The following is a 24,113-nucleotide window of genomic DNA, read 5'->3' on the forward strand; positions in this document are numbered from 1 at the left end:
CGCGCATCCGTCCAACCCTGGCGGGCAAGTACATACATACAATGACAAGAGACGTCAATCTCCGGGAAGCTACTTCTAGATAACGGGAGGAACAAACATGGGGCAAACGCTCGTTGGGATACTGCTAAATGCCGCTATGCACGGGGGCGTTCCCCGGCTAAGAACCGGACAGGAGTCTCTGGCTAACTACGAAGAGGCTGCTGCCGCATACGGGTTAACCCCTTGCTTTGTGAAGCTGTCCGACATCGATACACAGTCCGGCTTCAGCAGGGTCTATATGAAGACAGGGACTCAAGGATACCGGACGCACATCGTCCCGACACCGCAAATCATCCATAACCGGGCGATTTATGATCCGCATAGCAGCGGTATAGATCGCCTGGTTCAGCAGGGGATTCAGGTCTATAACAGATGCAACCGCTACGGCAAGGATCAGATTCATGCCTTGCTGGAGCGTAACAAGGAGCTGCAGGCAGCACTGCCGGCCACCTCCTCCGGATTATCCGGCTTAAGGGAGATGATGGACCGCTATCCCGATCTCATCCTCAAGCCATGCCGGGGCAGTGTCGGCAACGGCGTGATGCGCCTGACGCGCAGCGGCGGAGAACGTTGGATCTGGAGCTACTCACCCGCCGGCTCCAGGCGCTCGTTCATCCGGCCAGTCCGCCCGGACGCGCTGCCCCGGGCTCTCCGCGCCCGCCTCGCTGCCGTGCCTTATCTGGTTCAGGAACGGATTCCGCTGGCTGAAATCGGCGGACGCCCGTTCGATCTGCGCGTCACCGTGCAGCGGGGCTGGGGCGGGGCATGGCAGGTGACCGGGATGTTCGCGAAGCTCGCCGCACCGGGAGGATTCGTCTCCAATATTGCCAGGGGAGGGGAAGCGCTGCAGACCTCATTTGTACTCGAACGGGCATTCCCCGGGGAGGAGGCAGCCAGGGTGCGCATGTCCGTCCTCTCCCTGAGTCTGGCGGTTGCCCGGGAGCTGGAGCAGAGCCTGCCGGGCCTGGCAGATCTCGGTCTGGACATCGGGGTGACGAAGCAAGGAAATCTCTATTTCATCGAATGCAACGGGCGCGACCAGCGTTACGGGTTCCGCAAGGCCGGGCTCAGCAGCGTCTGGAAAGACAGCTACCGGCAGCCGATGGGCTATGCCAGATATCTGTACGAAGCAGCATTAAGAATGAACTCTTATTGATTTGTCTCCTATTCTATGTCAATATAATGCAGAGCGGGTGGAGTCCCTTGGCACGGGCTTACACAGCTTGCATGACGGAAGGGAGATGGGCATGGTTAAACAATTGCTGCGGCTGATGACCGAGCTGTCCTCGCACAGATGGCTTTCCCGCTTGATGGGGGCTTTTTCCCACAGCAGACTTAGCCGCTTTATGATTCCGGTATTCATTCGTTCCTATGGTATTCCTGCGGCCGAGGCAGAGAAGGCTGCCGGAGAATACCGCACACTGAATGAATTCTTCAGCCGCCGCCTGAAGCCGGGAATGCGCCCGGTGGCCAGCGGCGACCATACGGTGGCCAGTCCGGTGGACGCGATGATTACGGCCATGGGCGAGATCAACTGCGGAACGATAATGAATGTGAAGGGGCAGGATTATACGCTGGAGGACTTGCTTAATCACTCGCCACACCTCGAACTCTACAAAAAAGGCTATTATTTCGTGCTCTACCTGAGTCCCACCGATTATCACCGGATTCATTCCCCGTTAACCGGACAACTGCGGGAGAGCGACTATATCCGTGGACGGGCTTACCCCGTGAACGATTTCGGGATGCGGCATATGAAGAGTGTCCTGAGCCGTAACGAGCGGCTGATTACCTATATAGCCGGCAGCTACGGCGAGACCGCCGTGGTCAAGGTAGGCGCAATGAACGTGAGCAGTATCCGTTACACCGACGAAGCTGCCACGGAATGGCAGCGGGGAGACGACCTGGCCTATTTCGAATTCGGCTCGACGGTGGTCCTGCTGATGGAGAGCGGCACCTTCACCCCGCGCCCGGGGCTGGCCCCGGACACCAAGGTGAAGATGGGCGAGCTGCTGGGTGAGATGCGGCGGCCGGTATAACCTTAATTTAACTAAAAAAGGACTTAAGGCAGAAACAGCCTGAAGTCCTTTTTAAGCTGCGGATATTGCTATTCTTCCAGAGCCTTCTTAATACGATGAGATTACTCTTGGTAAAGAGCTTATTCATGTGTACCTTCTCATCTGACAAAAGTATTTCTTACCCGTTCAGATTTCCGGAAATAAGCGATCCATATCGCACAGGTGAGCACCCCCCGGACCAGGCCGCGCAGCGTGCTTCCATCCTCAAACTCAAAGGCCATTGGAATACTCCGGAGCAGAGCATAATCAATGATGACTATCAGCAGGTTAAGTGTGTAGAGCAAAATGATCATGCGCGGCATGAGCGCTTTCTTTTGATAGAACAGAATCAAAGTTAGGACAGCAAGCAATAGAAGCACTCCATTGGCTGCGGCTTCAAATATAAGCGCAGGCGCCCAGAGCGGATGATACAATTCGCCTTGCGGGGATGCCAACACTCCCCAATATTCCCGGCCGAAGCTCGGAATATTATAATTGACCAATTGTAACGCTACGTTAAATATGGTTAAGATTAATCCGATCTGCACCAGCACCAGCCAGCCTCCTAGGCCTGACGGGCCTAGCGGTGAATAGGCCTTTGCCGGCTGCGGCTGTAAATTTGTCTCCAAAATCTGTTCCTCCTTATAATTGGTTGTTGCCTTAACAAGGATAACCAGATCACCACTTTTTTCTCAACCACAAAATTAATACAACCAAAACAAAAAGGGAGCTTCCCTGCCGAAACGGCCGAATCACTCCCTCTACTATTCCTATTCACTATAACTGACCATAAACCTGCTCCTGCTACTCCGTCACCTTACTCTGATTCGCCACCTCACGCGCCTTCTGCTGCACCTCTTCGGGTTCGCCGAGGTAGAAGCGGCTGAGCGGCTTCACATCGTCATCGAGCTTGTAGACGAGCGGGACGCCGGTCGGGATGTTGAGGTCGAGCAGCGCGGTCTCGTCGATATCCTCCATGTACTTGATCAACGCCCGCAGCGTATTGCCGTGCGCCGAGATCAGCACCCGCTCCTTCTTGCGGATCAGCGGGACAATCCGGTTGGCCCAGAAGTCGCCGACCCGGTGCACGGTGTCCTCCAGGCTCTCCCCGTGCGGAATGTCGCCGGGCCGGACTTCCTTGTAACGGACATCATTCCTTGCATAACGCGGGTCATCCGACTCCAGCTGCGGAGGCCGGACCGAGAGGCTGCGCCGCCAGATATGAAGCTGCTCTTCACCGTATTTCAGCGCGGTCTCGCTCTTGCTGAGGCCCTGCAGCGCCCCGTAATGGCGCTCGTTCAGCTTCCACGACTTCTGCACCGGAATCCACAGCAGGTCCATCTCGTCCAGGATATAGTTCAGCGTCTTGATCGAACGCTTCAGCACCGAGGCGAACGCCAGATCGAAGGTGTATCCGTTCTCCTTCAGCAGCCGGCCCGCTTTCTTGGCCTCCTCCACGCCCTTCTCCGTCAGATCGGGATCACTCCAGCCCGTAAACAGATTCTGCCGGTTATATTCACTCTCTCCATGCCGTATCAGAACGATTTCGTACATAAGCTCTCTCCTTCTCCCGTGTATAAGTGTACATTTCGCGGTGCTTTCCCTCTATTGTGTCACAGAGCGGTGTCCGCTTCAACTTCAGGCCCGCCTGCTGCACCAATCCTATGTATATACCCCGGCAGGCAGGATTTCAACACGTTGTGCGGGCCCATTCCCTGCTGTGCTGGACGGTTTGCGGACTGGAGAGCCGCTATTGCAGCGATACAGCCAGACCACGCAACTCAGGCGGACTCAGATGCGCTTAAGCCGGCCCACACGCCTCCATTTCGGCCCCAATCCGCCAGATAACGGCCCCTGAGTCCGCAGCGGGCGGAAGTAGTGCTTTTTTCGCAAAATAAGGTCCTCTCAGTCCGCATAGCACACAATGGCACGTTAAACATCTAAGCCCTCATAGCACCCATCACACTACACATTGGCACATCAGGCACTCATAGCACTTATAGCACACCCAGCACAACTCCCCCGCTTCAGCGGATCTCCGACGGACTCTTCCCGGTGTGCTGCTTGAACTGGCGGCTGAAGAAGAAAATATCCCGGTAGCCGAGCGCATCCGCCACCTCTGTGACGTTCATGCCCGCGTAGAGCAGCAGGTGCTGGGCCCGTTCAATCCGTGCGCGGATCACATAGGACTGGACCGAGGAGCCGGTAATCTCCTTGAACTTGATCGAGAAGTAGCGCGGGGACAGCCCGGCCCGGGAGGCCAGGTCCTCGACCCGGTGGGCCGCGCCGGGATGCTGGCTGACATAGTTCGCGACCTCATGGATTACCTCGGCGAGCTGGTTGCTGACATGGCGCTCCACCGGCACCACCTGATCCTGCCGCAGCAGATGGATCATCAGCTGCTTCAGAATCAGCCGGCCCTCCTCCTCCGCAGCATAGGTCTGCACCAGGAACAGACGGACGTAACGGGCCAGCAGGTGCTCGAATTCCACCGTCTCCTCCAGCTCATGATAAGCGGCCGGAAGCTCGGTGACCTCCTCGGTCACATCGAAGTGAATATATGTAATGACGAGCGGTTTTTGCGGATTATGTGTTGCGCTGGTGTAATCCCCCGGCCGGAACAGGAAGCAGCTTCCCTTTCCCACCTGATAAGGCACTCCGTTACGCACAACCGTACCCTCTCCGCTCCAGACATAGAACAAGTCATAATTTTGCAGCGGCTTCTCTCTTTTTTGCCACTTCCAGCCCGGTTCACAGACAATCTTCGCCAGGGCCGGGAGGATGACAAAAGAGGATGGCGATGCATGAAGCATATCATTCCCTCCTAAACATAATGCGGATAGCCCGCTTCTTCAGAATAACAGTACAGCAAATTCACAGTAAAAGTGTACGCTTACTTTTTTATAATACCTTGTCCGCTTCCTGTTTGTACATCTTCACACCAGCCGCTGTTCAGGCTTCTGCAAAAGTATTTATGAAAAGACAGCATTCTTCGTGACGGGGGCAATCGGCGATGTTATAATGTTAGGCAATGTTAACGTATCTATCCCAGAAGAATACCGGAAGGATGAAACTGATGAATCCACTGGCTGGACAATTGAATGACAGCATTAAGGCAGGCAATGAATATGTGTACGATATGCTCTCTAGTCTCGGCAAAGCGATCTATTTCCCCAAAGAGGGAATCTTGAGCCAATCCGCAGAAGCAGCGGCTCATGCCAAAAAGTATAATGCGACCATCGGGATTGCTACCGAGCACGGGATGCCGATGCATCTTGATGTGATTCAGAATAAGTTATCCGCGTTCAGCCCCAAGGACCTGTACGGTTACGCGCCTCCGGCGGGCAAGCCTGAGCTGCGCTCGGTCTGGCGGGAGAAGATGATCCGCGAGAATCCGTCGCTTGAAGGCAAGTCGATCAGCAATCCGGTGGTCACGAACGCGCTGACCCACGGGCTGAGCATCGTTGCCGATCTGTTCGCAGAGCCAGGGGACGCCGTCATCTATCCGGACAAAAACTGGGAGAACTACGAGCTGACCTTCGGCATCCGCCGTCTGACCGAGACGGTGAATTACCCGCTGTTCACCGAAGACATGAGCTTCAACAGCGAGGGGCTGCTGGATGCCCTGCTGGCCCAGAAGGAGCGCGGCAAGGCGATTGTGCTGCTGAACTTCCCGAACAACCCGACCGGCTATACCCCGGGCCTCAAGGAAGGCGAAGCCATCGTCGCCGCCATTGCGCGCGCCGCCGAGGAAGGCATCAATGTGGTGGTGGTGAGCGATGATGCTTATTTCGGACTCTTTTTCGAGGAGTCGCTGAAGGAATCACTGTTCGGCAAGCTGGCGAACCTGCATCCGCGCGTGCTGGCCGTCAAGATTGACGGAGCCACCAAAGAGGAATTCGTCTGGGGCTTCCGCGTCGGCTTCATCACCTACGCCTCGGAGAATAAGGAGCTGCTGGCAGCGCTGGAGCAGAAGACGCTCGGTATTATCCGGGCCACCATCTCCAGCGGAGCGCATCCTTCGCAGACCTTCGTGCTGGACGCCCTGAAGTCGCCGGAATTCGCCGCCCAGAAGGAAGAGAAGTTCCAGATCATGAAGGGCCGGGCCAACAAGGTGAAGGCGCTGCTGGACAGCGGCAAATACGGCTCTGACGTATGGACCTATTATCCGTTCAACTCCGGGTATTTCATGTGCCTGAAGCTGCTGACCGTGCCTGCGGAAGAGCTGCGGCTCCACCTGATCCACACCTACGGACTGGGAACCATCGCGCTCGGCGACAGCGATCTGCGCATTGCCTTCTCCTGCATCGAGGAAGATCAGCTGGAGGATCTGTTTGATCTGGTCTATGCGGGCATCCGCGACCTGGAGAAGGCCTGATTCGCAATTTACATGTGTTTTCATCAGCTCCCGGACGGGGGCTGATTTTTTTATGCGGTGCTGCGGCATTGGCCTATACACGTTCTTCCCTCCGCACATACAATACGGTGTACTCAAGTACAACAACTCACACGCGAAAGGGGAATGAACATGAGCGAAGAAGTTAGAGGCGGATACGGATACGGTCCTTTCACAAGTACAGGTGCGATCCTGGTTCTCTTCATCCTGCTGGTTATCATCAGCCGTTCACTGTTTGTCTAATCGGGAATAACCCCCGGGAGGGAGCCCCGCGCTCTCTCCGCTCTACGTGTTATAGCATTCCCTGCTCCACCGGATATGAAGAGAGGGACTCCTCTTTACAATGAATGACAATGGCCTCACGTCTCTGCAGCAGCAGAGCGTGAGGCCATTTGTGATATGCCTACAGATCATCCTCATCCGCGCGCGCTTCCTTGCGGACCGCTGCGGCCCTGAACAGATACGCCAGCAGAAGCCCGCAGGCGAAGGTTCCGAGGACCGGCAGCAGCCGCTCACCAAGCTGAAGCAGAAGAGGCAGTCCGGTCAGCAGGGCCAGCGCCAGATGACAGCGGAACACCAGCCGGATCGTCTCCCGGCCCTTGCTGCCTTCCGGCAGCGGGTAGACCGTCAGCCAGAACGATTCGCTGTGCAGCTTGCGCAGCGCAGTGAGCTGAACGCCCAGCAGGAAGAGGAAGACGAGATAAATGCCGCTGGCAAGATAGCTGTCCTGTGTCATCCAGACCAGGAACAGGTCCAGCAGGGCAATCCGCAGAACAATGCCGAAGATGTCGCCGCGGGCGAAGCTTTTGGTCAGGAGGAACCGGTAGGCCGTGCCCCGCGTCCAATGGATACCGCTGCCCCACTTCGACAGGTAACGCCGGGCGTATACCCGCTGCTCGCGCCCGGGAATATCGACGAACCAGCCGAGGACCATCAGCGCCCGGGTGCCTTGATTCTTCTCCATCGTAATCAGTCGTTCCCAGGCCACGGCATGGCGGCCGGGTACGGCCAGCGCCGCCGCATAGGCGGCGCCCAGAATCAGAATGAAGATCACGGCCCGGATGGACGGCTGCCAGAACCAGGCGAAGACCATCAGACCGCCCACCGCCCAACGCAGCAGCGTATACCCTGCCGCAGCCGGCCGGGAGAGCATCGCCGTCTCCCGCCATAGCCCATAGCTGGCAAGCAGCTTGACCAGAATCAGCACCAGCAGGGTGGCCAGCAGATTCTTCGGGGACACATCAGTGCGTATGTACAGCGGCCATAACGTAATGAGGACAAAAGCCAGACGCAGAATCTTCCACACATTGCCGCTAACCCAGGATGGAGCGAAGTACTCCCTCATCCGGTGGCCCTGCGGCAGCAGGAAGATCGTATCCGGGGTCTGCAGATACGTCCGGAAGCTGCTGTGTACCGCCGCAGGCACCAGCAGAACAAACATAATCCAGCGGATGGGCAGGCCGGCCGGAATGTCGCGCAGCAGCGCCGTGTACCAGGCGGAGAACATGATCAGCACCAGCAGGAACACCATGGCTACTCCGCTCTGAATGATATATCCGGCATAAGGAATCAGACTGCCTGTGAACCGGCTGCGCCGCTGCCGCCGCAGCTCCTTCAAATCCATATCATTTCCCTCCCTGCACCAGCTCGTAGAACAGCTGCTCCAGATTCAGGCCCTGCCGCCCGGCCTTCGCGGTCATCTCGGCAAGTGTACCCTCTGCAATGACCTGCCCGCGGTGCAGCACAATGAACCGGTCGCAATAGTTCTCAATCGTGGAGAGGATATGCGAGCTGAGCAGAATCGACGCCCCGGAGCGCTTCAGCTCCAGCATGAAATCCAGCAGCGAGCGGATGCCCAGCGGGTCCAGACCGAGGAACGGCTCATCGATTACATACAGGGCCGGACGCGCTACAAAAGCACACATAATCATAACCTTCTGCTTCATGCCCTTGGACAGGTGAGAGGACAAGGTATCCATCTTGTCCTCCATATTGAAGAGTGCCGCCAGCTGGCCGGTGCGCGATTCATAATCGCTGCGGTCCACACCGTAGGCTCTGGCGGTGAATTCCACATGCTCACGGACTGTCATTTCCTCATAGAGCAGGGGCGATTCCGGTACAAAAGACAACGCGCTGTGATAGCTCTCGGGATCACTGCTGCGCGTCTTGCCCTGTACAGTAATCTCGCCTTTGTGCGGGGACATCAGCCCCAGGATATGCTTCATTGTCGTGCTCTTGCCCGCGCCGTTCAGTCCGATCAGCCCGACCATCTCACCGGGCTGTACCTGCAGGCCGATGTCATGCAGCACCGGCTTGTTCAGGCTGTAGCCTCCGCTGAGGCCCGTAATCTCCAATACAGGAGCAGTACTCATTGACCGTCACCTCTCGGGGTCTTATTCTTGAGCCATTTCGGGGCTCCCTTATTCTTGCGGTCTCTATCCCGCTCCGCCTGGCTGCGGGCCTTGCCCCCGCGCCCGGGCCCTCCCGCCGCGCGCGGCGCGCCGGCGGCCTGTCCCGGCCGGTGCTGCTCGCGCCGCACCGGCCCCTCACTGCTGGCAGCCGCTGTGCCCGGCTGCCCGGCCGGCAAGCCTTCGGCGCCTCCGGCGGCTGTACCAGCCGCCGAGATCCGCGCCTGCGGCTTGCCGGAGCGCGGCGCAGTGAAGCCGCCGCCCTTAAGCCCGTCGCGCCCGCCCTGGGCCAGCGCCTGGCCGAAGGCCATCTCCCGCTCGTCCAGCTGGATATCCAGCTCGCGGGCGAATTTGCGCATGATGAACGTCTGCTGCTCCGTAACGATCGTTACGGACAGCCCACGTTTGCCCATGCGCCCGGTCCGTCCGGCACGGTGGACATAGTGCTCGGAGTCGAAGGCCGGGTCGAAGCTGACGACCAGCGTCAGATTCTCAATATCCAGACCGCGCGCCGCCACATCGCTGGCGACCAGCACCTTGAACTTGCCGTCCCGGAAGCGGGCCAGCACACTTGCACGCGTCACCTTGTCGGCATCGCCGTACAGTGCTGCAGCACTCAGCCCCAGATGGTTCAGCTTGGCTGTTACCTCGGCGATCGTCTCGGTGGCGTTGACGAAAACAATCGCCCGCTCCGGCTTGTAGTGGCGGAGAACCCGGCGCAGCATGTCGATCTTGTTCCGTTCCTCGCACACTACATAATGATGCTCCAGGCTCTGGGCCGTCATCATGCCGGGATCGATGCCGACCTCCGCCGGGTTCTTCATCTCCCGGCTGGCCAGCAGCCGGGTCTCAGGTCCGATCGTGGCTGACAGCATGACCAGCTGCCGGGTGCGCAGCGCGCTGCTGACGATCTTCGTCACTTCACCGGCGCCGCTGAGCTGGAACATCTGATCCGCCTCATCCAGCACAATCGTACTCACCTCATGCATCTTCAGCTTGCGCAGCCCGATCAGCTCCCTTACGCGTCCCGGTGTGCCTACCACCAGGTGGGGATGCTCCCGCAGCTTGTCAATCTGGCGCTTGATCGCCGCCCCGCCGATCAGACCCATCGCCCGGATGCCGCGGTGCGCCCCGTAGCGCTCGGCCTCGCGGAGAATCTGCATGGCCAGCTCCTGGGTCGGGGCCAGCACCAGCTTCTGGAGGGAGCGCTGGTCCGGGTTAATCCCTTGCAGCAGCGGCAGCAGGTAAGCCAGCGTCTTGCCTGTGCCGGTCTGGGATGCGGCCAGAACATCTCTTCCTTCCAGCAGAAGCGGAATCGTCTGCTCCTGTACAGGGGATGGTTCAGTAATGCCGAATTCAGCCAACCGGGCCGCAAGGTCCTCCTGGATGCCGATCGCCGCAAAAGAAGCTTTATTCATAATAGGGTTTCATCCTTTACACTTAATATAATATGTTCATTATATGCCAAAAAGGCCTCTCCACCAAATGGAAGGCCATACATTCCCGTCCCGGCCGGGGAACAAACGGTTGCTTGAGTGGCCGGAGCGTCATTTTCGGTTCATCATGTTGTACGTCAGCTTATCCGCCAGCCGGGGGAACAGGTTATAGAGACGGATGCCGAAGCCCGCCAGACCGGGAAGATCCACTTCCTCCCTGCCCTTCTCCATCAGCTTCACCATCTTGGCGGACACATGCTCCGGAGTCATCATGATCCGGCTGACGCTCCGCTCATAATTGCCGGAAGGGTCGGCGGTCTTGAAGAAGTCCGTAGCGATCGGTCCGGGATTCACCGCAGAGACGGTAATCCCGCTCTTGCGCAGCTCCTGGCGGAGCGCATTGGTGAAGCCGAGCACCGCATGCTTGGTCGCGGTATAGGCAACCGAGCGGGCTGTGCCGATCTTGCCGGCCATTGAGGCCACATTCACAATCTGGCCGCTGCCGCGCGCCAGCATATGCGGCACAACAGCCTTGGTGCAGCGGACGATCCCCATATAGTTCACATCCATCATGGCAGCGAATTCACCAGGCTCCATCTCGGTAAAAGCAGCAAACTTGCCATAACCCGCATTATTCAGCAGAATGTCAATCCGCCCGTACCGGTCCAGCACCGCTTCCATGGTCCGGTTAACCTCGGCCTCATCGGTCACATCACAGACGAACCACCCGGATTCGCCCTTCAGCTCTGCGGCAAGCGCCCGGAGCTTGTCCTCCGAACGGGCCAGCAGCACAGGAACAGCCCCGCGCTCACTCAGCATCTGTGCCGTAATCGCGCCGATTCCGCTGGAAGCGCCCGTAATCACCACAATCTTGCCCTGCAACTTCATCGAATCTTCAGCTCCCGGTTTCCGCTTAAAAGGACATTCTAAGAGATCATCACCTGAATATCAAGCTCTCCAATGCCTTCCATCATCAGCGGGATGCTCAGCGCCTTGCGCGGCAGGACGGACATCCCATCCGACTTCATCAGCCGCGGCGGAGTAATGTCTACCGCTACTCCCTGATTGGAGAGAATAGTACTGGCATTACCGCTGATCATATTGCCCAGCTCGGAGATGGCACTCTGCCCCATCTCATCCATCTCTGTAATCACATAACCGCCCATCATCGCCGATACGATCTTCAGCGCCACCTGTTCAGCAATACCGAAGATAATATCCCCGCTGAGCTGACCTGTCATTCCCACTTGAATCCATATATGATTATCGATCAGTTCGATGTCCTTGATCCCCAGCATACCGGTGGATGGCGAGACCTGGATTACCTGCTCAATTACGGTTCGTGCAGACTCTAGAAACGGATTAATGACTTCTGCTTTCATGAAAGTGCTGTCCCCCCTCGACCAGTCTTTGGTCATATACCAAAAGTCCTAAGCAATAATGATTTATTATACTTCATATATCGGTATTATTCACCAAAAATTAATGGTCTTGTCGAATGAATTCTGAAGTTAGTTGAGACCGCAACATTGCCCTCCCGGGAGTAATCTCCTATAATTTAATAAAATGACGACACCCGAGCGGATACGCCTGCACCAGCCTTAACCCTCCGAGTCAGCCATCAGCAGCACATCTCCTGTGTATTTTGCCGGAACCGGCAGCCTGCAGACTCTTGTGACAGGAACCATGCCTTAAGCGTATCCACCTTCCGGAAAGCAGCGGCTTTCCCTGTATGTACAACTATTCGGCGGCACGATTCCGGTGCCATAAGGGGGCAAGTCCATGAACATCAGCCAGCTCGAAACACTGATTACCATCTCCAAAACCATGAGCTTCCGCAAAGCGGGCGAACTGCTCAACCTGACCCAGCCGGCGGTCTCGGCGCAGATCAAAAGCCTGGAGGAAGAATTCAAAACCCAGCTCGTTGACCGGAACCAGCCGGTGACGCTGACGGACAGGGGCAAGGTCTTCCTCGCCCATGCAGAGCAAATTGTCGGAATTGTGGACGAGCTTAAGCAGCGCCTTGCCGATCTCGAAGAGAATCCCCAAGGGCATATTATTCTCGGCACCACAACCTCCATCGCCATCCAGATCCTACCGCGGGTGCTCTCTTATTTCCAGGACCAGTTCCCCCATATCAAAACCTCGATCTCGTCCATGTCCTCCTCCCAGATCTATCAGCAGGTCGAGAACGGGATTGTAGATGTCGGCATCGGTTACCTGATCGGGCGCAATCCCGGGATGACCACCTCTGTGCTGTATTATGATACTTTTGAACTGGTTGTCTCGCCCCGCCATCCGCTGGCCCAGGTCAAATCGGCCGGGATTGAGGCCCTGGGACGCATTCCGCTGATCCTGCTCTCGCCGGATACCGTCGGCCGCAAGTTCGTCGATGAGGTGCTGGCCAAGCACGGCATTCACCCTCAGGTCATCATGGAGCTGACCAGCAGCGAGGAAGTGAAGCGGATGGTCGAGCTGGATCTCGGGGCCGCAGTCATCTCCAAGCAGTCGGTGATGGCCGAGGTCAGGAGCGGCACCCTCCGGATCGTCCCGATTATCGAGCTTGAGGTGACACACCCTGTAGGAGTCATTACCAAATCCGGCAAATACGTCAATTCAGCGATGCGGCAGTTTCTGAGCGATCTTAAGGGAATGCCCGAGACCCAGTTCATCGGTTCAGAGTAAACGTACCTAATCCGCCATTTTGGCCTAAGGAGATGTTTCTATTTATGAATTTCGACCTGCACACCCATCATTTCCGCTGCGGTCATGCGGACGGCAATATCAGAGATTATATTGAAGCGGGCATATCCGCCGGTCTGGATGTCATCGGGATTTCTGACCATTCGCCTTACTTCGGCAGCCCGGAGGAGCAGGCTTTCCCGCGAATCGCCATGGCGAAGTCTGAGCTGGTTCATTACGTAGAGGAAGTACTGGCGCTGCAGAAGGAATACGCGGGGCGTATCGATGTCCTGCTCGGCATGGAGTCCGACTATTTCCCGGAGCATGCGGAGCTGTACCGCCAGATCTATGCCGCATATCCGTTCGATTATATTATCGGCTCGGTGCATCACGTAGAAGAGGTCAGTATCTTCAATCAGGGCCGCTGGAAGGGACTGACGGACGGGCAGAAGCTGGCATCCAAAAGCGAATATTACCGGCTGATCGCCGAATCCGCGCGCAGCGGCATCTTCCAGATTCTCGGCCATATTGACGCGATGAAAGGCAACTATCCGCCGTTCTCGGAGATACTTGCACCCAGGGAGATTGACGAAGCCCTGCGCGTCATAGGCGAGTGCGGAACGGCGATTGAGATCAATACCTCCGGCGGCACCAAGCTGTGCGGCGGCTGGTATCCGTCAGACGAGATTCTGGAGCGGGCGCTGCATTTCGGTGTAGAGGTTACCTTCGGCTCCGATGCGCATTTGCCTGCCCGTGTGGCTGACCAGCGCAATCAGGTGGCGGCCCGGCTGAAGGAGATTGGCTTCAGACATTGGGTCTATTACAAGCAGCGGCAGAAGGTTACGGTTGCGCTGTAGACGTTGTTAGACTTAGCTGGAATTCCCCGCATTAAAAAGCACCGCGCTATCAGGTACAGACGTGACTATCCCCTGTCACGCTGCCTGCTGCTGCGGTGCTTTTATGTTGTACAACTCTGCTTATTGCTGATTCAGATTCCTGCAGGTGAAGCCCTGCTGCTTCAGCGTCCGCTGGGCATCCCCGTACTGCGGATTCAGGGCATAGAAGCGGGCGATCATGCTGCTCCAGTCCCGCTCCGTCAGTCCCTGCGCCTTCAGCGATTCGCGGTGGACCACGTTGTATTCTTCGATCAGGCCTAACTGATCCGGGTTATAGATCTCTTCGTGGCAGACAGCGGCCATAGGCAGGCGCGGCCGCTGCGGCTGCTCCTCCGCCGGATAGCCGATACAGAGGCCTACCACCGGGAAAACATACTGCGGCAATTGCAGCAGCTTGATCACTTCAGCGGTATTGCGGCGGACGCCGCCAATCGGGATAATGCCCAGCCCCAGCGATTCCGCGGCTGCCACCGCATTCGCCAAGGCGATGCCGACATCGGCCGCGCCGACCAGCAGGGCATCCACATCCTCAGCCGTCTCAAACGGCTGCCCCTCCAGCTCGGCCGCCAGCTTCGCCCGGTGGAAGTCCATGCAGAAGACCAGGAAGACCGGCGCTTCCGCCACATGCTTCTGGTTGCCGCTCAGCACCGACAGCTGCTGCCTGCGTTCTTCACTCCGTACAGCAATAACCGATACCTGCTGGCCGTTCACCCAGGATGGCGCTGCCTGGGCCGCTTCCATAATCAGCCTCAGCTTCTCCGGCTCCACCGCCTGGGCAGAATAGTGCCGGTAAGAGCGGTGGTTCTTAAGTAATCTAATCACATCATTCAAGAGCTCATACCCTCCCCAATTTACATACTGTTCCAATGTACCATGTACACTATCATAGCCCAATTCCCGTCAGGACCGCCAGCGTACAATGGAATGCTCCTCATTCGCCCGTTCGTTCCGCCCATTAACCTCGAATTCAGGTGCACTAATGCTCCTCATCCGCTCGATCCGCCCATTATCCACGAATTCAGGTGCACTAATGCTCTTCACCCGCTCCGCCCACAGAAAGTAGCAATAAATCAAATATCGTGGTCTAAGCAAAAGGTTAGTTACAATATGTGGTAAGATAAATGATATGAGGACAAAGTTAATTCAAGGGAGATGAATTCATAATTGAAAAAGATCATTGCCGGAAGCATTCTATTATTCTCTGGAATAATCTTATACTTAGGAGTATATATTGAGGCCGCACGTCATTCGTCCACTTTAGGAGGTTGGACAACTCCTCCTGGACGATTCGCAACAGCTTTGAATGAAGTGGGTGGAACAACCACGTTTTATAGTTCTATAGTGATGATTATTTGCGGTATCATTTTATTACTTTGGGGCTGCTTTGAAGATGATGTGGTGAAATTAATAAAACTTATCGTAAAGAAAAAGGATACATGAATGTAACGTTAATTAAACAAGACGTGACATAGCCAGACAGACAAATTCAGGTGCACTAGTGCTCCTCATTCGCTCATTCCGCCCACTAACTACGAATTCAGGTGCACTAGTGCTCTTCATTTGCCCGTTCCACCCGCTATCCACGAATTCAGGTGCACTAGTGCTCTTCATTCGCTCATTCCGCCCGCTATCCACGAATTCAGGTGCACTAATGCTCCTTATTCGCTCATTCCACCCGCTATCCACGAATTCAGGTGTACTAGTGCTCCTCATCCGCTCAATTCGCCCACGCCCCGTAAATTCATGGTTCTCCTACAGCTACTCACAGCCGTACCAAAAGGATTTATCCCTTTCATTCCACCTCTCAGCCCACTTTCAGCCGCACCAGAGGGATTTATCCCTTTCATTCCACCTCTCAGCCCACTTCCAGCCGCACCAGAGGGATTTATCCCTTTCATTTCCCCTCACAGCCCACTTTCAGCCGCACCAGAGGGATTTATCCCTTTCATTTCCCCTCACAGCCCACTTCCAGCTGCACCAGAGGGATTTCTCCCTTTCATGCGCCCTCCCATCCCACTTTCCGCCCACTTCCACCCACGCCTCAATAAAACCGCACAAAAAAATGGACCCGAAGCATCGGGTCCGAGCAGCAGTTATATTTTCAAAAGGGGGTCATGTACTTAGTTTAACCGCTGACTGTTAGAGTTTGATAACGGCTTTATTTCAATTGTGTAACAAGTGTGTAGATCTTCATTACATCGCCCGAGCCGTCCGCCATCGGCAGTGTCCGCTCCAGGGTCAGCCCATTCTTGAGCATCACCCGGGCGGAGCGGAGATTGTCTCCCCGGCAGCGTCCCTCCACCTGCCGGAGTCCAAGCTCACGGAAGCTGTAGTCCAGCAGCAGCCTGAGCGCCTCTGTCGCATAGCCGCGGCCCCACCATTGCGGACTAAGCATGTAGCCTAGCACCGCCTTGCCCTCATGGCGGCTCCAGTTCTGCAGCGAGACCGACCCGATCAGCTCCGGCTGTCCCTTGATATAGATTCCGGCGTGAAGCGCAGAGGGATCATAGCCGTGCAGCATCCGCTTCACCAGCTTATCCAGTACCCCCTGCTGTGAAGAGGATCCTTGGCGGAGTTGGATATGCGGCTGCACCTCCGGGTGGGAGAGCAGCGACTTCAGCATTGCCCCGTCAGCGGGCGCCATGGTCTTCAGTTCAACGGCCTGGCCTTGCAGCGCCATGCCCATAATCATCTCATACGTGCTCATGAGCTCTCCTTCTTCCGCTCTTGTTAGGCCACTCCCCGGAGCCGGAGCCTGACCCTCCAGCGTCCACTACGCCCGGCGCAACGTGAAGACGGTAAGCTCCGGGCGGCACAGGAAGCGCAGCGGCATCATCGTCTCGCCGAAGCCCCGGTTCACATACACCGGCATCCCTGTATTCTCTGTATAATACAGGCCGTCTATGTATTTGCGCGACCCGTAAGGCGTGAACGGGGCTCCGGCCAGCGGCAGGCGGATCTGTCCGCCGTGGCTGTGTCCCGAGAGCTGCAGGTGGAACGGATATGCCTCGGCAATATCAGCGTAATCCGGCTCATGCATCAGCAGCACCGTGAACGTGCCGTCCGGAATATCCTTGACTGCCGCCTCCGGGTCCGGCTTGCCGTGCAGCATATCATCCAGTCCGGCTACCGCCATTACTGCGCCACCCTGCCGGATCAGGTAGGCCTGGTTGCGCAGCACCCGGAATCCGGCTTCCTTCAGCAGCTTGGTCAGCAGCTCTGTATTCTTGTAATCATGATTGCCGAGGATGGCGTACTTCCCAAGCGGGGCCTCCAGTTCAGCCAGTATAGATACCGAATCGGTCAGGTCCTCAGCATAGCTGTCCACGATATCCCCTGTGAAGCAGATCAGGTCCGGCTGCTCTTCCCGGATATTCTTCACCAGCCGGGCCACATCGCGGGCATCCTTATTGAACCCTAGGTGCACATCGCTGAAATGAACCAGCCGGGTTCCGGCAAAAGCCGAAGGCAGCTCCTTCAGCGGCAGCTCCAAGCGGTTCACCTCTAACCAGTTCGGCTCTCCCTGCCAGGCATAGCCGCCGGTCAGCAGAGCCGCACCGGCCAGCGTCCCCAGCCCGCGGGCCAGGAACTGGCGGCGCGTCATGGTGCGCCTTCCCGGTTCTTCCGGCTGCGGCGGGACCTGTCCTCCGCCTTCCGCAGCAGCGGGTATCGTCTTGCCCGGAGAGCCTCCGAACGATGGTTTGCTCATCAGGAGATTCTCCTCTCTGTCTTGAATTCTAATTGGATTATTGCCGATCTTCTACGGCTTCGTCCACCTTGTCATCAATATCTACTTCAATGGCTGCCTCAACCTCTTCCTCCGTGGTATTTACCCCAAGAATCTTACGGAACAAGCCCAGCATGGACAGCGCATAAGCGACCGTAATGAAGCTGAAGCAGATCTGCATAACTACAACCAGCCTTGAGGAATTGTCTATGGGAGCAATATCCCCGTAACCGACGGTCGTAAAGGTAGCCACGCTGAAATAGAGAAACGTAACCAACTGGCTGAGCAGATCCTGGCCTAAGCCCTTCCCCTCGAACGAGGACTGTCCAAACAGCTTATAAATCGATGTATATACGACTGTAAAGAAAATAATGCAGGTAAACGTAGCGATGCTGATCCGGACCAGCGTCTGCTGCAGCCTGACTTCCTTGCTGTTGGAATCCCTGATTTCATGGAAAATAAACAAAATATAGAACAGGACTGAAGCCAGGACAAAAAGCAGAATCAGTCCGCGCAGGCCCCGGTTGCCGGGCACAATCGTACCCAGATCGATCAGATTCAGCAGATCCTCCACCGAGAACAGCGCATAGATCAGAATAGGAGCAAGCAGCACGCCTCTGCCCATCCAGTTCAGATTCAACCGGGCAAACCTCAGTACCAGCAATACAATGACAACGATATTGAAAGCCCAGATCCACCATGCCATGGCTTTTACGCTCCTGTTCTATGCTCTTGCCTTCCCGCCAAGGTCCTTATCCGTTCTTAGCCCGCGAATCTTCTTCCGGTCCGCTTATGACTCTGATCTTGCATTCTTCCTCCGGCGCCTCATGGTAAGCCCGGGCGATGCCCTTATCCTGTACCGCCTTAAGGCTGACCCGCCGCTGCTTGAAGCTGACCTCGATGTCCTGTGTGAACGGGAACGGGGCCAGCGTCAGCGTACGGTTGTCCCGCCACTTCGCATGGATCGCACGGCCGGAGGTGAAGCTGAACTCCTCGCTGCCGGAGAAGCCGTCCACGAACCACGGATGCTTCTTGGATTCCTTGCTGCCCGGCTCGTTCAACGCCAGGAACAGTGAGAGATCGTCGCAGAACTGGAGCAGTCTGGCATCGTAATACAGCTCGCCCTCTTCGAGCGGCTTCTCCTGCTCCAGCCTGCGGTGGATGCGCGCTCTGCGCTCTGCCTCATCCTCCAGGTACTGCGTCAGCTCAGGGCACTCTTCCCCGGACACCTCGATCAGCCGTTCAAAATGCGAGCTGCACAGCAGCGCCCCGTAAGGCGTCTTGGCTTCAATCTCATCGATGCCCCGTCTGTAGAAGGTCAGCTTCGGCACCACCGGGAAATCGATGAAGCTGTACGGCTGTCCCTCCGCATCATTCCAGAACGGCGTCTCGTCCAGATCGATCCAGCCCCGGTCATGATGGCTCACCGCCCACAGCACCTCGGCCCGCCGCCCTTCGGCCGGCGTATGCTCCTCCTTGAACCATTTCGCGAAATTCCCGGCCAGCAGCCCGTGATCATGCTGCTTCATCATAATGAGTGCGCCGTCCTGCTCACGACATATCATTGCTCATTCCTCCCCGTTGTCCATTGCCCTTAGCTATGTAGATTAATGTAGATTATAACATATCCGCCTATATTTCTCGGAATCCGGCGGCCTATGGATATTGTATGTGTACCCTCTTTGAGACTGTACAGAAACATTACAGCGAGTGGCAGTCATAACCAAACAGGCCATTCAGGAGGAGTCCCGAATGGCCTGCGGCTATGGTTATGGCTTAGACACCCAGCCAGCGCTTGAACATATGCTTGGTGGTCTGCTTATTAATCTCTGCAATGGAGGTCGTCAGCGGAATGCCCTTAGGACAGGCGCGGACACAGTTCTGCGAGTTGCCGCAGCCGTCAATGCCGCCGTCCTCCATCAGCGCATCCAGGCGTTCCTCCGCATTCATCTCACCTGTAGGGTGAGCGTTGAACAGGCGGACCTGGGAGATGGCTGCCGGACCGATGAAGTCGGTCTTCTCATTGACATTCGGGCAAGCCTCCAGGCAGACGCCGCAGGTCATGCATTTGGATAATTCATAAGCCCACTGCCGCTTCTTCTCCGGCATACGCGGTCCCGGACCGAGATCATAGGTGCCGTCAATCGGAATCCAGGCCTTGACCCGCTTCAGGGCGTTGAACATCCGGCTGCGGTCAATCACCAGGTCACGCACGACCGGGAAGGTCTTCATCGGCTCAATGCGCACCGGCTGCTCCAGATTATCGATCAGCGCAGCGCAGGCCTGACGCGGCTTGCCGTTGATGACCATGGAGCAGGCGCCGCACACCTCTTCCAGACAGTTGGATTCCCAGCATACGGGAACGGTGCTGTCGCCCTTTGCATTCACCGGATTGCGCTGAATCTCCATCAGTGCGCTGATCACGTTCATCCCCGGACGGTAAGGAAGCTCGAATTCCTCTGTATACGGGCTTGTCTCCGGTTCATCCTGGCGGGTAATAACGAATTTAACATTTTTGGGAGCTGCTGCAGTTTCCGCCATGTCAGTTACCTCCTAGAAAGTTTGGATAGTCCGGCCTGCTTCCGAATCTTTGTTCGCCAAGCCGGCTTCACTTAATCCTTCGAATAATCGCGTACCCGCGGAGGAATCAGCGACACATCCACATCCTCATAAGAGATCTGCGGACCGTCTGCCGTCCAGGCGGCTATAGTCGTCTTCAGGAACTCCTCGTCATTGCGCTGCGGGAATTCCGGCTTATAATGTGCGCCCCGGCTCTCGTTGCGCATCAGTGCTCCGAGCGTCATCGCCTCCGACAGCTCCAGCATGTTCCACAGCTGGCGGGTGAACGCTACTGCCTGGTTGCTCCAGCGGGAAGTGTCGCTCATGTTAATGTTTCGGTAGCGCTCCTTCAGCTCTTTGATTTTGCCGATGGTGGATTCAAGCCGCTTGTTCTCACGCACCACGGTCATGTTCGCTGTCATCCATTCGCCAAGCTCCTTGTGGATCACATAAGCGTTCTCCGTGCCGGTCATGCCGAGCAGCGCCTCATATTTATCGGTCTGTGTCTTGTGGAAGCGGTCGAATACCGTGGAGGAGATATCCTGCACCGATTTCTTCAGCCCCTTAATATATTCAACAGCCTTCGGCCCGGCCACCATGCCGCCGTAGATCGCCGAGACGAGCGAGTTCGCTCCCAGACGGTTCGCACCGTGGTATTGATATTCACATTCCCCTGCAGCGAACAAGCCGGGAATATTGGTCATCTGGTTGTAATCAACCCACATGCCGCCCATCGAATAATGGACTGCCGGGAAAATTTTCATCGGAATCTTACGCGGATCATCGCCCATGAATTTCTCATAGATCTCGATGATGCCGCCCAGCTTAACGTCAAGCTCCTTCGGGTCTTTGTGGGACAAGTCGAGGTAGACCATGTTCTCGCCGTTGATGCCCAGGCCCTGATCCACACAGACATTGAAGATCTCACGGGTAGCAATGTCGCGCGGCACCAGGTTCCCGTAGGAAGGATACTTCTCTTCGAGGAAGTACCACGGCTTACCGTCCTTATACGTCCAGATCCGTCCGCCTTCACCGCGCGCCGATTCCGACATCAGCCGCAGCTTGTCATCGCCGGGAATCGCCGTCGGGTGAATCTGGATGAATTCCCCGTTCGCATAATGCACACCCTGCTGATAGACCGCACTGGCCGCGGTTCCGGTATTAATGACGGAATTCGTGGTTTTGCCAAAAATAATCCCCGGGCCGCCGCTGGCCAGAATGACCGCATCCGCCGGGAAGGTCTGAATCTCCATCGTCTTCAGGTTCTGGGCGCTGATGCCGCGGCAGACCCGCTCATCATCCAGGATCACAGAGAGGAACTCCCAGTTCTCGCTCTTGGTGACCAATCCTTCGGCCTCCCAGCGGCGCACCTGCTCATCCAGCGCATAGAGCAGCTGCTGGCCGGTAGTCGCCCCGGCAAAGGCCGTGCGGTGGCGCTTCGTGCCGCCGAACCGGCGGAAGTCAAGCAGCCCCTCCGGCGTGCGGTTAAACATCACGCCCATCCGGTCCATCAGGTGGATAATGCCCGGTGCGGCCTCACACATGGCCTTCACCGGAGGCTGATTCGCCAGGAAGTCGCCTCCGTAGACGGTATCGTCGAAATGCTCCCAGGGCGAATCTCCTTCGCCCTTGGTGTTCACAGCGCCATTGATGCCGCCTTGTGCGCAGACGGAATGCGATCTTTTGACAGGGACCAGTGAGAATAGATGTACATGCGCGCCGGATTCGGCGGCCTTAATGGTAGCCATCAGGCCGGCCAGACCGCCGCCCACGATGATGATATCGGCTGATGCCATGATTGTTCCCTCCTAAAAGTAATGCGGAAGCTCCGCTTCTTCGTCTGTATTCTTAAACCCCGCTGCCTATCGACTGCATTGCCGTAGCTGCGGCTTGGAATTCATCACCACGGAAGGTCACCAGGGACAGCACGAACATGAAGGTGACAATCACGAATATTCCCAGGCAGAGAACCGATGATACTCTCTGGGAACGCGGGCCGACCGTAATTCCCCAGCTGATCAGGAACGACCACAGACCATTGGAGAAGTGGAAGCAGGCGGCCACGATACCGACGATATAGAGTGTCATCAGCAGCGGCTGGGTCACAATGTTATGCATGACTCCGCCAAGCTGATCATGCTCCACCTTGCCGAGCGCTACCTGGACCCGCGTATCCCACAGATGCCAGATAATGAAGACGAAGGTGATCACGCCGGTGATGCGCTGCAGCGTATAACGCCAGTTGCGCTCCAGATTGAAGCGGTTCAGGTTCGGCTTCGACTGGTAAGCAATGTACAGCCCGTACACGCCATGGTACAGCAGCGGCAGCCAGATGCCGAACAATTCCAGGAAGAAGACCAGCGGCAGGCTGTTCAGCCACAGCACACTGTCAGTGAAACCGGAAGCACCACCCTCAACAGCCGAGAAGTTCGTCAGCATGTGCTCAAGGAAAAAGGCCCCGAGCGGGATGATGCCGAGCAAGGAATGAATCTTTCTGGAATAAAATCCTCTCATGCAAAGTGTCCCCTTTCCAATTAAAAAAACAGCGTTTTCACAAGTTGAAACGGCTGCTCTGTCCTTGAGAAAGGACGGTACCGTTTCAGCGAGAAAGATAAGCAAAATTTAATGTGCAGAGCACATAAATTCTTATCTTTTTAAGAGCATACACAGCCGGAAGTACAGTTGAAACAGGGCGGCGGCAGGCCTACAACTGCTGGAATAAGCCATTTTCGCCACATATCATTGTTTTCCCGGACTTTGCTCTATCATTCACAATATGTGAATATCTTGTGTCACTTTTCATGTTACTCTTTTTTCGCTTATAAGGGAATTGCAATCTAATTATTAATCGTTATACAATATCTGCATAAGAATATTTTTAATGTGATAATAATTCTCATTTAGCTTGCGGATTGACTTCATGATATTGCATATATCCTATAATTTCGACAACTCCCCCGTCTCCTGCTATGCCTTTTATCACAATCTGCGGTTTGAAGGAGGGTAAGAAATGTACGATGACTTAGATGCTTTTGCTGCAGTAGTGGAGCATTCCAGCCTGAACCGCGCTTCCCGCCAGCTCAATCTGTCCCAGCCCGCCCTCTCCCGCAAAATCTCCAAGCTGGAGGAGCGCCTGGGCGTTGCCCTGTTCAACCGCTTCGGCAAGCGGCTGGAGCTTACGGAGGTGGGCCGCCTTGCCTACACCTATGCGCTGGAGCAGCGGCAGCAGCGGTCCAGGTTCCTGGAGGCATTATCCAAGTTCAAGGAAGGCGAGCCGCAGTTCGTGACGCTGGGTGCCAGCCTCACCACTCTGCAGACGACGCTGCCCCCGCTGGTGAAGGCCTATACAGAGAAATACCCGGCTGCCGAGCTGAAGCTCATCACCGGGAAGACGCATGAGATGGTGACGGCGGTCAGCGAAGGCAAATGCGATGTCGGCCTCATCGCCTCCCAGGTGCATGAGCCGGGCCTGCGCTCGATTCCCTTATTCGAGGACCAGCTCCGGCTGGTCGTCTCCGAGCAGCACCCGCTGACCCTGACGCCCCGGCTCACCATGGACCACCTGTCCCGGCTGCCGATGATCCTGTTCTCCAAGGGAACATGGTACCGCCGGACCACCGACGATCTGTTCCACCGCTGCGGGGTGGAGCCGGATGTGCGGATGGAGATCGATTCGTTCGAGGCGATCGTCCGCCTGCTGCCGACCGTCAAGGCGGCCGCCCTGCTGCCCAACTCCTATCTCCGCCCCGAGCTGCTGAACGGAGGGGGACTGGTGTCACTGCACATCAAGGAGCTGGAGCAGACCCAGCGCACCACCTGCCTGATCTATCAGAGCAGCGGCGGACTCAGCACAGCGGCCCGCTGCCTGGTGCAGGTCACGGAGGATGTGTTCCTGAACACCCGGGACTAGCCG

The 24,113-nt window shown here is 56.5% G+C and carries 25 protein-coding genes; 8 read left to right on the forward strand and 17 right to left on the reverse strand.

What is annotated here, in order from left to right; all coding sequences use genetic code 11:
• The first annotated feature begins 97 nt into the window (after positions 1–97).
• Positions 98–1,195, forward strand: a complete 1,098-nt coding sequence (locus tag K1558_RS14280; RefSeq protein ID WP_238652254.1) for a YheC/YheD family endospore coat-associated protein — start codon at positions 98–100, stop codon at positions 1,193–1,195.
• A gap of 91 nt (positions 1,196–1,286) precedes the next feature.
• Complete coding sequence (asd, locus tag K1558_RS14285; protein ID WP_238652255.1) at positions 1,287–2,078, forward strand: archaetidylserine decarboxylase; 792 nt, start codon at positions 1,287–1,289, stop codon at positions 2,076–2,078.
• Positions 2,079–2,215: 137 nt separating this feature from the next.
• Here asd and K1558_RS14290 read toward each other — a convergent pair whose 3' ends face one another.
• The 3 genes from K1558_RS14290 to K1558_RS14300 form a co-directional block, all read right to left on the reverse strand.
• Positions 2,216–2,725, reverse strand: a complete 510-nt coding sequence (locus K1558_RS14290; RefSeq protein ID WP_238652258.1) for a DUF2569 domain-containing protein — start codon at positions 2,723–2,725, stop codon at positions 2,216–2,218.
• A gap of 175 nt (positions 2,726–2,900) precedes the next feature.
• Positions 2,901–3,650, reverse strand: a complete 750-nt coding sequence (gpmA, locus tag K1558_RS14295) for a 2,3-diphosphoglycerate-dependent phosphoglycerate mutase (protein ID WP_238652261.1) — start codon at positions 3,648–3,650, stop codon at positions 2,901–2,903.
• A 473-nt stretch (positions 3,651–4,123) separates the two neighbouring features.
• Entirely contained in the window at positions 4,124–4,909 is a 786-nt protein-coding gene (locus tag K1558_RS14300; protein ID WP_238652262.1) for a helix-turn-helix domain-containing protein, read from the reverse strand.
• A gap of 263 nt (positions 4,910–5,172) precedes the next feature.
• On the opposite strand from K1558_RS14300, the gene K1558_RS14305 reads away from it, so the two are divergent.
• Positions 5,173–6,474 (forward strand): aminotransferase class I/II-fold pyridoxal phosphate-dependent enzyme, encoded by a 1,302-nt coding sequence (locus K1558_RS14305; protein ID WP_238652263.1) that lies wholly within the window; start codon positions 5,173–5,175, stop codon positions 6,472–6,474.
• A gap of 150 nt (positions 6,475–6,624) precedes the next feature.
• Positions 6,625–6,735 carry a YjcZ family sporulation protein gene (locus tag K1558_RS14310; protein ID WP_238652264.1) on the forward strand — a complete coding sequence of 37 codons (111 nt, stop codon included), beginning with the start codon at positions 6,625–6,627 and terminating at the stop codon, positions 6,733–6,735.
• Between the two features lie 160 nt (positions 6,736–6,895).
• On the opposite strand, the gene K1558_RS14315 is transcribed toward K1558_RS14310, so the two are convergent.
• The 5 genes from K1558_RS14315 to K1558_RS14335 form a co-directional block, all read right to left on the reverse strand.
• The gene (locus K1558_RS14315; protein ID WP_238652265.1) at positions 6,896–8,116 is read right to left on the reverse strand and encodes an ABC transporter permease; all 1,221 of its coding nucleotides are present in this window, start codon (positions 8,114–8,116) and stop codon (positions 6,896–6,898) included.
• Position 8,117: 1 nt separating this feature from the next.
• On the reverse strand, positions 8,118–8,864 hold the full coding sequence (locus tag K1558_RS14320) for an ABC transporter ATP-binding protein (RefSeq protein ID WP_238652266.1): 747 nt from the start codon (positions 8,862–8,864) through the stop codon (positions 8,118–8,120).
• Positions 8,861–10,318 (reverse strand): DEAD/DEAH box helicase, encoded by a 1,458-nt coding sequence (locus K1558_RS14325; RefSeq protein ID WP_238652267.1) that lies wholly within the window; start codon positions 10,316–10,318, stop codon positions 8,861–8,863. Before K1558_RS14325 ends, K1558_RS14320 begins: the two co-directional genes overlap by 4 nt.
• Positions 10,319–10,447: 129 nt before the next feature.
• Positions 10,448–11,224 carry an SDR family NAD(P)-dependent oxidoreductase gene (locus K1558_RS14330; protein WP_238652268.1) on the reverse strand — a complete coding sequence of 259 codons (777 nt, stop codon included), beginning with the start codon at positions 11,222–11,224 and terminating at the stop codon, positions 10,448–10,450.
• 38 nt (positions 11,225–11,262) lie between these two features.
• Entirely contained in the window at positions 11,263–11,718 is a 456-nt protein-coding gene (locus K1558_RS14335) for a chemotaxis protein CheX (RefSeq protein WP_238652269.1), read from the reverse strand.
• 400 nt (positions 11,719–12,118) lie between these two features.
• Here K1558_RS14335 and K1558_RS14340 point away from each other — a divergent pair, with 400 nt between their 5' ends.
• Positions 12,119–13,021: a LysR family transcriptional regulator gene (locus K1558_RS14340; protein WP_238652270.1), complete on the forward strand. Its 903-nt coding sequence runs from the start codon at positions 12,119–12,121 to the stop codon at positions 13,019–13,021.
• A 44-nt stretch (positions 13,022–13,065) separates the two neighbouring features.
• The gene (locus K1558_RS14345; protein ID WP_238652271.1) at positions 13,066–13,875 is read left to right on the forward strand and encodes a histidinol-phosphatase; all 810 of its coding nucleotides are present in this window, start codon (positions 13,066–13,068) and stop codon (positions 13,873–13,875) included.
• Positions 13,876–13,995: 120 nt separating this feature from the next.
• Here the strand turns inward: K1558_RS14345 and K1558_RS14350 are convergent, their stop codons facing one another.
• Both K1558_RS14350 and K1558_RS14355 read right to left on the reverse strand, forming a co-directional pair.
• Positions 13,996–14,736 carry an NADPH-dependent oxidoreductase gene (locus K1558_RS14350; RefSeq protein ID WP_238652305.1) on the reverse strand — a complete coding sequence of 247 codons (741 nt, stop codon included), beginning with the start codon at positions 14,734–14,736 and terminating at the stop codon, positions 13,996–13,998.
• A 78-nt stretch (positions 14,737–14,814) separates the two neighbouring features.
• Positions 14,815–14,955 (reverse strand): hypothetical protein, encoded by a 141-nt coding sequence (locus K1558_RS14355; protein WP_238652272.1) that lies wholly within the window; start codon positions 14,953–14,955, stop codon positions 14,815–14,817.
• 123 nt (positions 14,956–15,078) lie between these two features.
• On the opposite strand from K1558_RS14355, the gene K1558_RS14360 reads away from it, so the two are divergent.
• Positions 15,079–15,354, forward strand: coding sequence for a hypothetical protein (locus K1558_RS14360; RefSeq protein ID WP_238652273.1), 276 nt, complete (start codon positions 15,079–15,081; stop codon positions 15,352–15,354).
• A 718-nt stretch (positions 15,355–16,072) separates the two neighbouring features.
• Here the strand turns inward: K1558_RS14360 and K1558_RS14365 are convergent.
• The 7 genes from K1558_RS14365 to K1558_RS14395 form a co-directional block, all read right to left on the reverse strand.
• Positions 16,073–16,621 (reverse strand): GNAT family N-acetyltransferase, encoded by a 549-nt coding sequence (locus tag K1558_RS14365; protein WP_238652274.1) that lies wholly within the window; start codon positions 16,619–16,621, stop codon positions 16,073–16,075.
• A gap of 66 nt (positions 16,622–16,687) precedes the next feature.
• The gene (locus K1558_RS14370; protein WP_238652275.1) at positions 16,688–17,623 is read right to left on the reverse strand and encodes a metallophosphoesterase; all 936 of its coding nucleotides are present in this window, start codon (positions 17,621–17,623) and stop codon (positions 16,688–16,690) included.
• Positions 17,624–17,660: 37 nt separating this feature from the next.
• The gene (locus K1558_RS14375; RefSeq protein ID WP_238652276.1) at positions 17,661–18,347 is read right to left on the reverse strand and encodes a potassium channel family protein; all 687 of its coding nucleotides are present in this window, start codon (positions 18,345–18,347) and stop codon (positions 17,661–17,663) included.
• 46 nt (positions 18,348–18,393) lie between these two features.
• Positions 18,394–19,206, reverse strand: coding sequence for a DUF3891 family protein (locus K1558_RS14380; protein ID WP_238652277.1), 813 nt, complete (start codon positions 19,204–19,206; stop codon positions 18,394–18,396).
• Between the two features lie 211 nt (positions 19,207–19,417).
• A complete protein-coding gene (gene sdhB / locus K1558_RS14385) occupies positions 19,418–20,182 on the reverse strand; it encodes a succinate dehydrogenase iron-sulfur subunit (protein WP_238652278.1) in 765 nt (254 codons plus the stop codon).
• Between the two features lie 71 nt (positions 20,183–20,253).
• Entirely contained in the window at positions 20,254–21,996 is a 1,743-nt protein-coding gene (gene sdhA / locus K1558_RS14390; protein ID WP_238652279.1) for a succinate dehydrogenase flavoprotein subunit, read from the reverse strand.
• A gap of 52 nt (positions 21,997–22,048) precedes the next feature.
• Positions 22,049–22,714: a succinate dehydrogenase cytochrome b558 subunit gene (locus K1558_RS14395; protein ID WP_238652280.1), complete on the reverse strand. Its 666-nt coding sequence runs from the start codon at positions 22,712–22,714 to the stop codon at positions 22,049–22,051.
• Between the two features lie 496 nt (positions 22,715–23,210).
• Between K1558_RS14395 and K1558_RS14400 the strand changes: the two genes are divergently transcribed.
• Positions 23,211–24,110, forward strand: coding sequence for a LysR family transcriptional regulator (locus K1558_RS14400; RefSeq protein ID WP_238652281.1), 900 nt, complete (start codon positions 23,211–23,213; stop codon positions 24,108–24,110).
• Positions 24,111–24,113 lie beyond the last annotated feature (3 nt).

This window comes from Paenibacillus piscarius, from assembly GCF_022234545.1.
Taxonomy (GTDB): Bacteria; Bacillota; Bacilli; order Paenibacillales; family Paenibacillaceae; genus Paenibacillus_AQ; species Paenibacillus_AQ piscarius.

Bases quoted from the DNA above. Each gene is read 5' to 3' on its own strand.
- K1558_RS14340 (WP_238652270.1), top strand. From the start codon at position 12,119: ATGAACATCAGCCAGCTCGAAACACTGATTACCATCTCCAAAACCATG.
- K1558_RS14345 (WP_238652271.1), top strand. From the start codon at position 13,066: ATGAATTTCGACCTGCACACCCATCATTTCCGCTGCGGTCATGCGGAC.
- K1558_RS14370 (WP_238652275.1), bottom strand. From the start codon at position 17,623: ATGAGCAAACCATCGTTCGGAGGCTCTCCGGGCAAGACGATACCCGCT.
- sdhA (WP_238652279.1), bottom strand. From the start codon at position 21,996: ATGGCATCAGCCGATATCATCATCGTGGGCGGCGGTCTGGCCGGCCTG.
- K1558_RS14335 (WP_238652269.1), bottom strand. From the start codon at position 11,718: ATGAAAGCAGAAGTCATTAATCCGTTTCTAGAGTCTGCACGAACCGTA.
- sdhB (WP_238652278.1), bottom strand. From the start codon at position 20,182: ATGGCGGAAACTGCAGCAGCTCCCAAAAATGTTAAATTCGTTATTACC.
- K1558_RS14300 (WP_238652262.1), bottom strand. From the start codon at position 4,909: ATGCTTCATGCATCGCCATCCTCTTTTGTCATCCTCCCGGCCCTGGCG.
- asd (WP_238652255.1), top strand. From the start codon at position 1,287: ATGGTTAAACAATTGCTGCGGCTGATGACCGAGCTGTCCTCGCACAGA.
- K1558_RS14395 (WP_238652280.1), bottom strand. From the start codon at position 22,714: ATGAGAGGATTTTATTCCAGAAAGATTCATTCCTTGCTCGGCATCATC.
- K1558_RS14320 (WP_238652266.1), bottom strand. From the start codon at position 8,864: ATGAGTACTGCTCCTGTATTGGAGATTACGGGCCTCAGCGGAGGCTAC.
- gpmA (WP_238652261.1), bottom strand. From the start codon at position 3,650: ATGTACGAAATCGTTCTGATACGGCATGGAGAGAGTGAATATAACCGG.
- K1558_RS14380 (WP_238652277.1), bottom strand. From the start codon at position 19,206: ATGATATGTCGTGAGCAGGACGGCGCACTCATTATGATGAAGCAGCAT.
- K1558_RS14365 (WP_238652274.1), bottom strand. From the start codon at position 16,621: ATGAGCACGTATGAGATGATTATGGGCATGGCGCTGCAAGGCCAGGCC.
- K1558_RS14305 (WP_238652263.1), top strand. From the start codon at position 5,173: ATGAATCCACTGGCTGGACAATTGAATGACAGCATTAAGGCAGGCAAT.
- K1558_RS14330 (WP_238652268.1), bottom strand. From the start codon at position 11,224: ATGAAGTTGCAGGGCAAGATTGTGGTGATTACGGGCGCTTCCAGCGGA.
- K1558_RS14325 (WP_238652267.1), bottom strand. From the start codon at position 10,318: ATGAATAAAGCTTCTTTTGCGGCGATCGGCATCCAGGAGGACCTTGCG.
- K1558_RS14400 (WP_238652281.1), top strand. From the start codon at position 23,211: ATGTACGATGACTTAGATGCTTTTGCTGCAGTAGTGGAGCATTCCAGC.
- K1558_RS14315 (WP_238652265.1), bottom strand. From the start codon at position 8,116: ATGGATTTGAAGGAGCTGCGGCGGCAGCGGCGCAGCCGGTTCACAGGC.
- K1558_RS14280 (WP_238652254.1), top strand. From the start codon at position 98: ATGGGGCAAACGCTCGTTGGGATACTGCTAAATGCCGCTATGCACGGG.
- K1558_RS14310 (WP_238652264.1), top strand. From the start codon at position 6,625: ATGAGCGAAGAAGTTAGAGGCGGATACGGATACGGTCCTTTCACAAGT.
- K1558_RS14375 (WP_238652276.1), bottom strand. From the start codon at position 18,347: ATGGCATGGTGGATCTGGGCTTTCAATATCGTTGTCATTGTATTGCTG.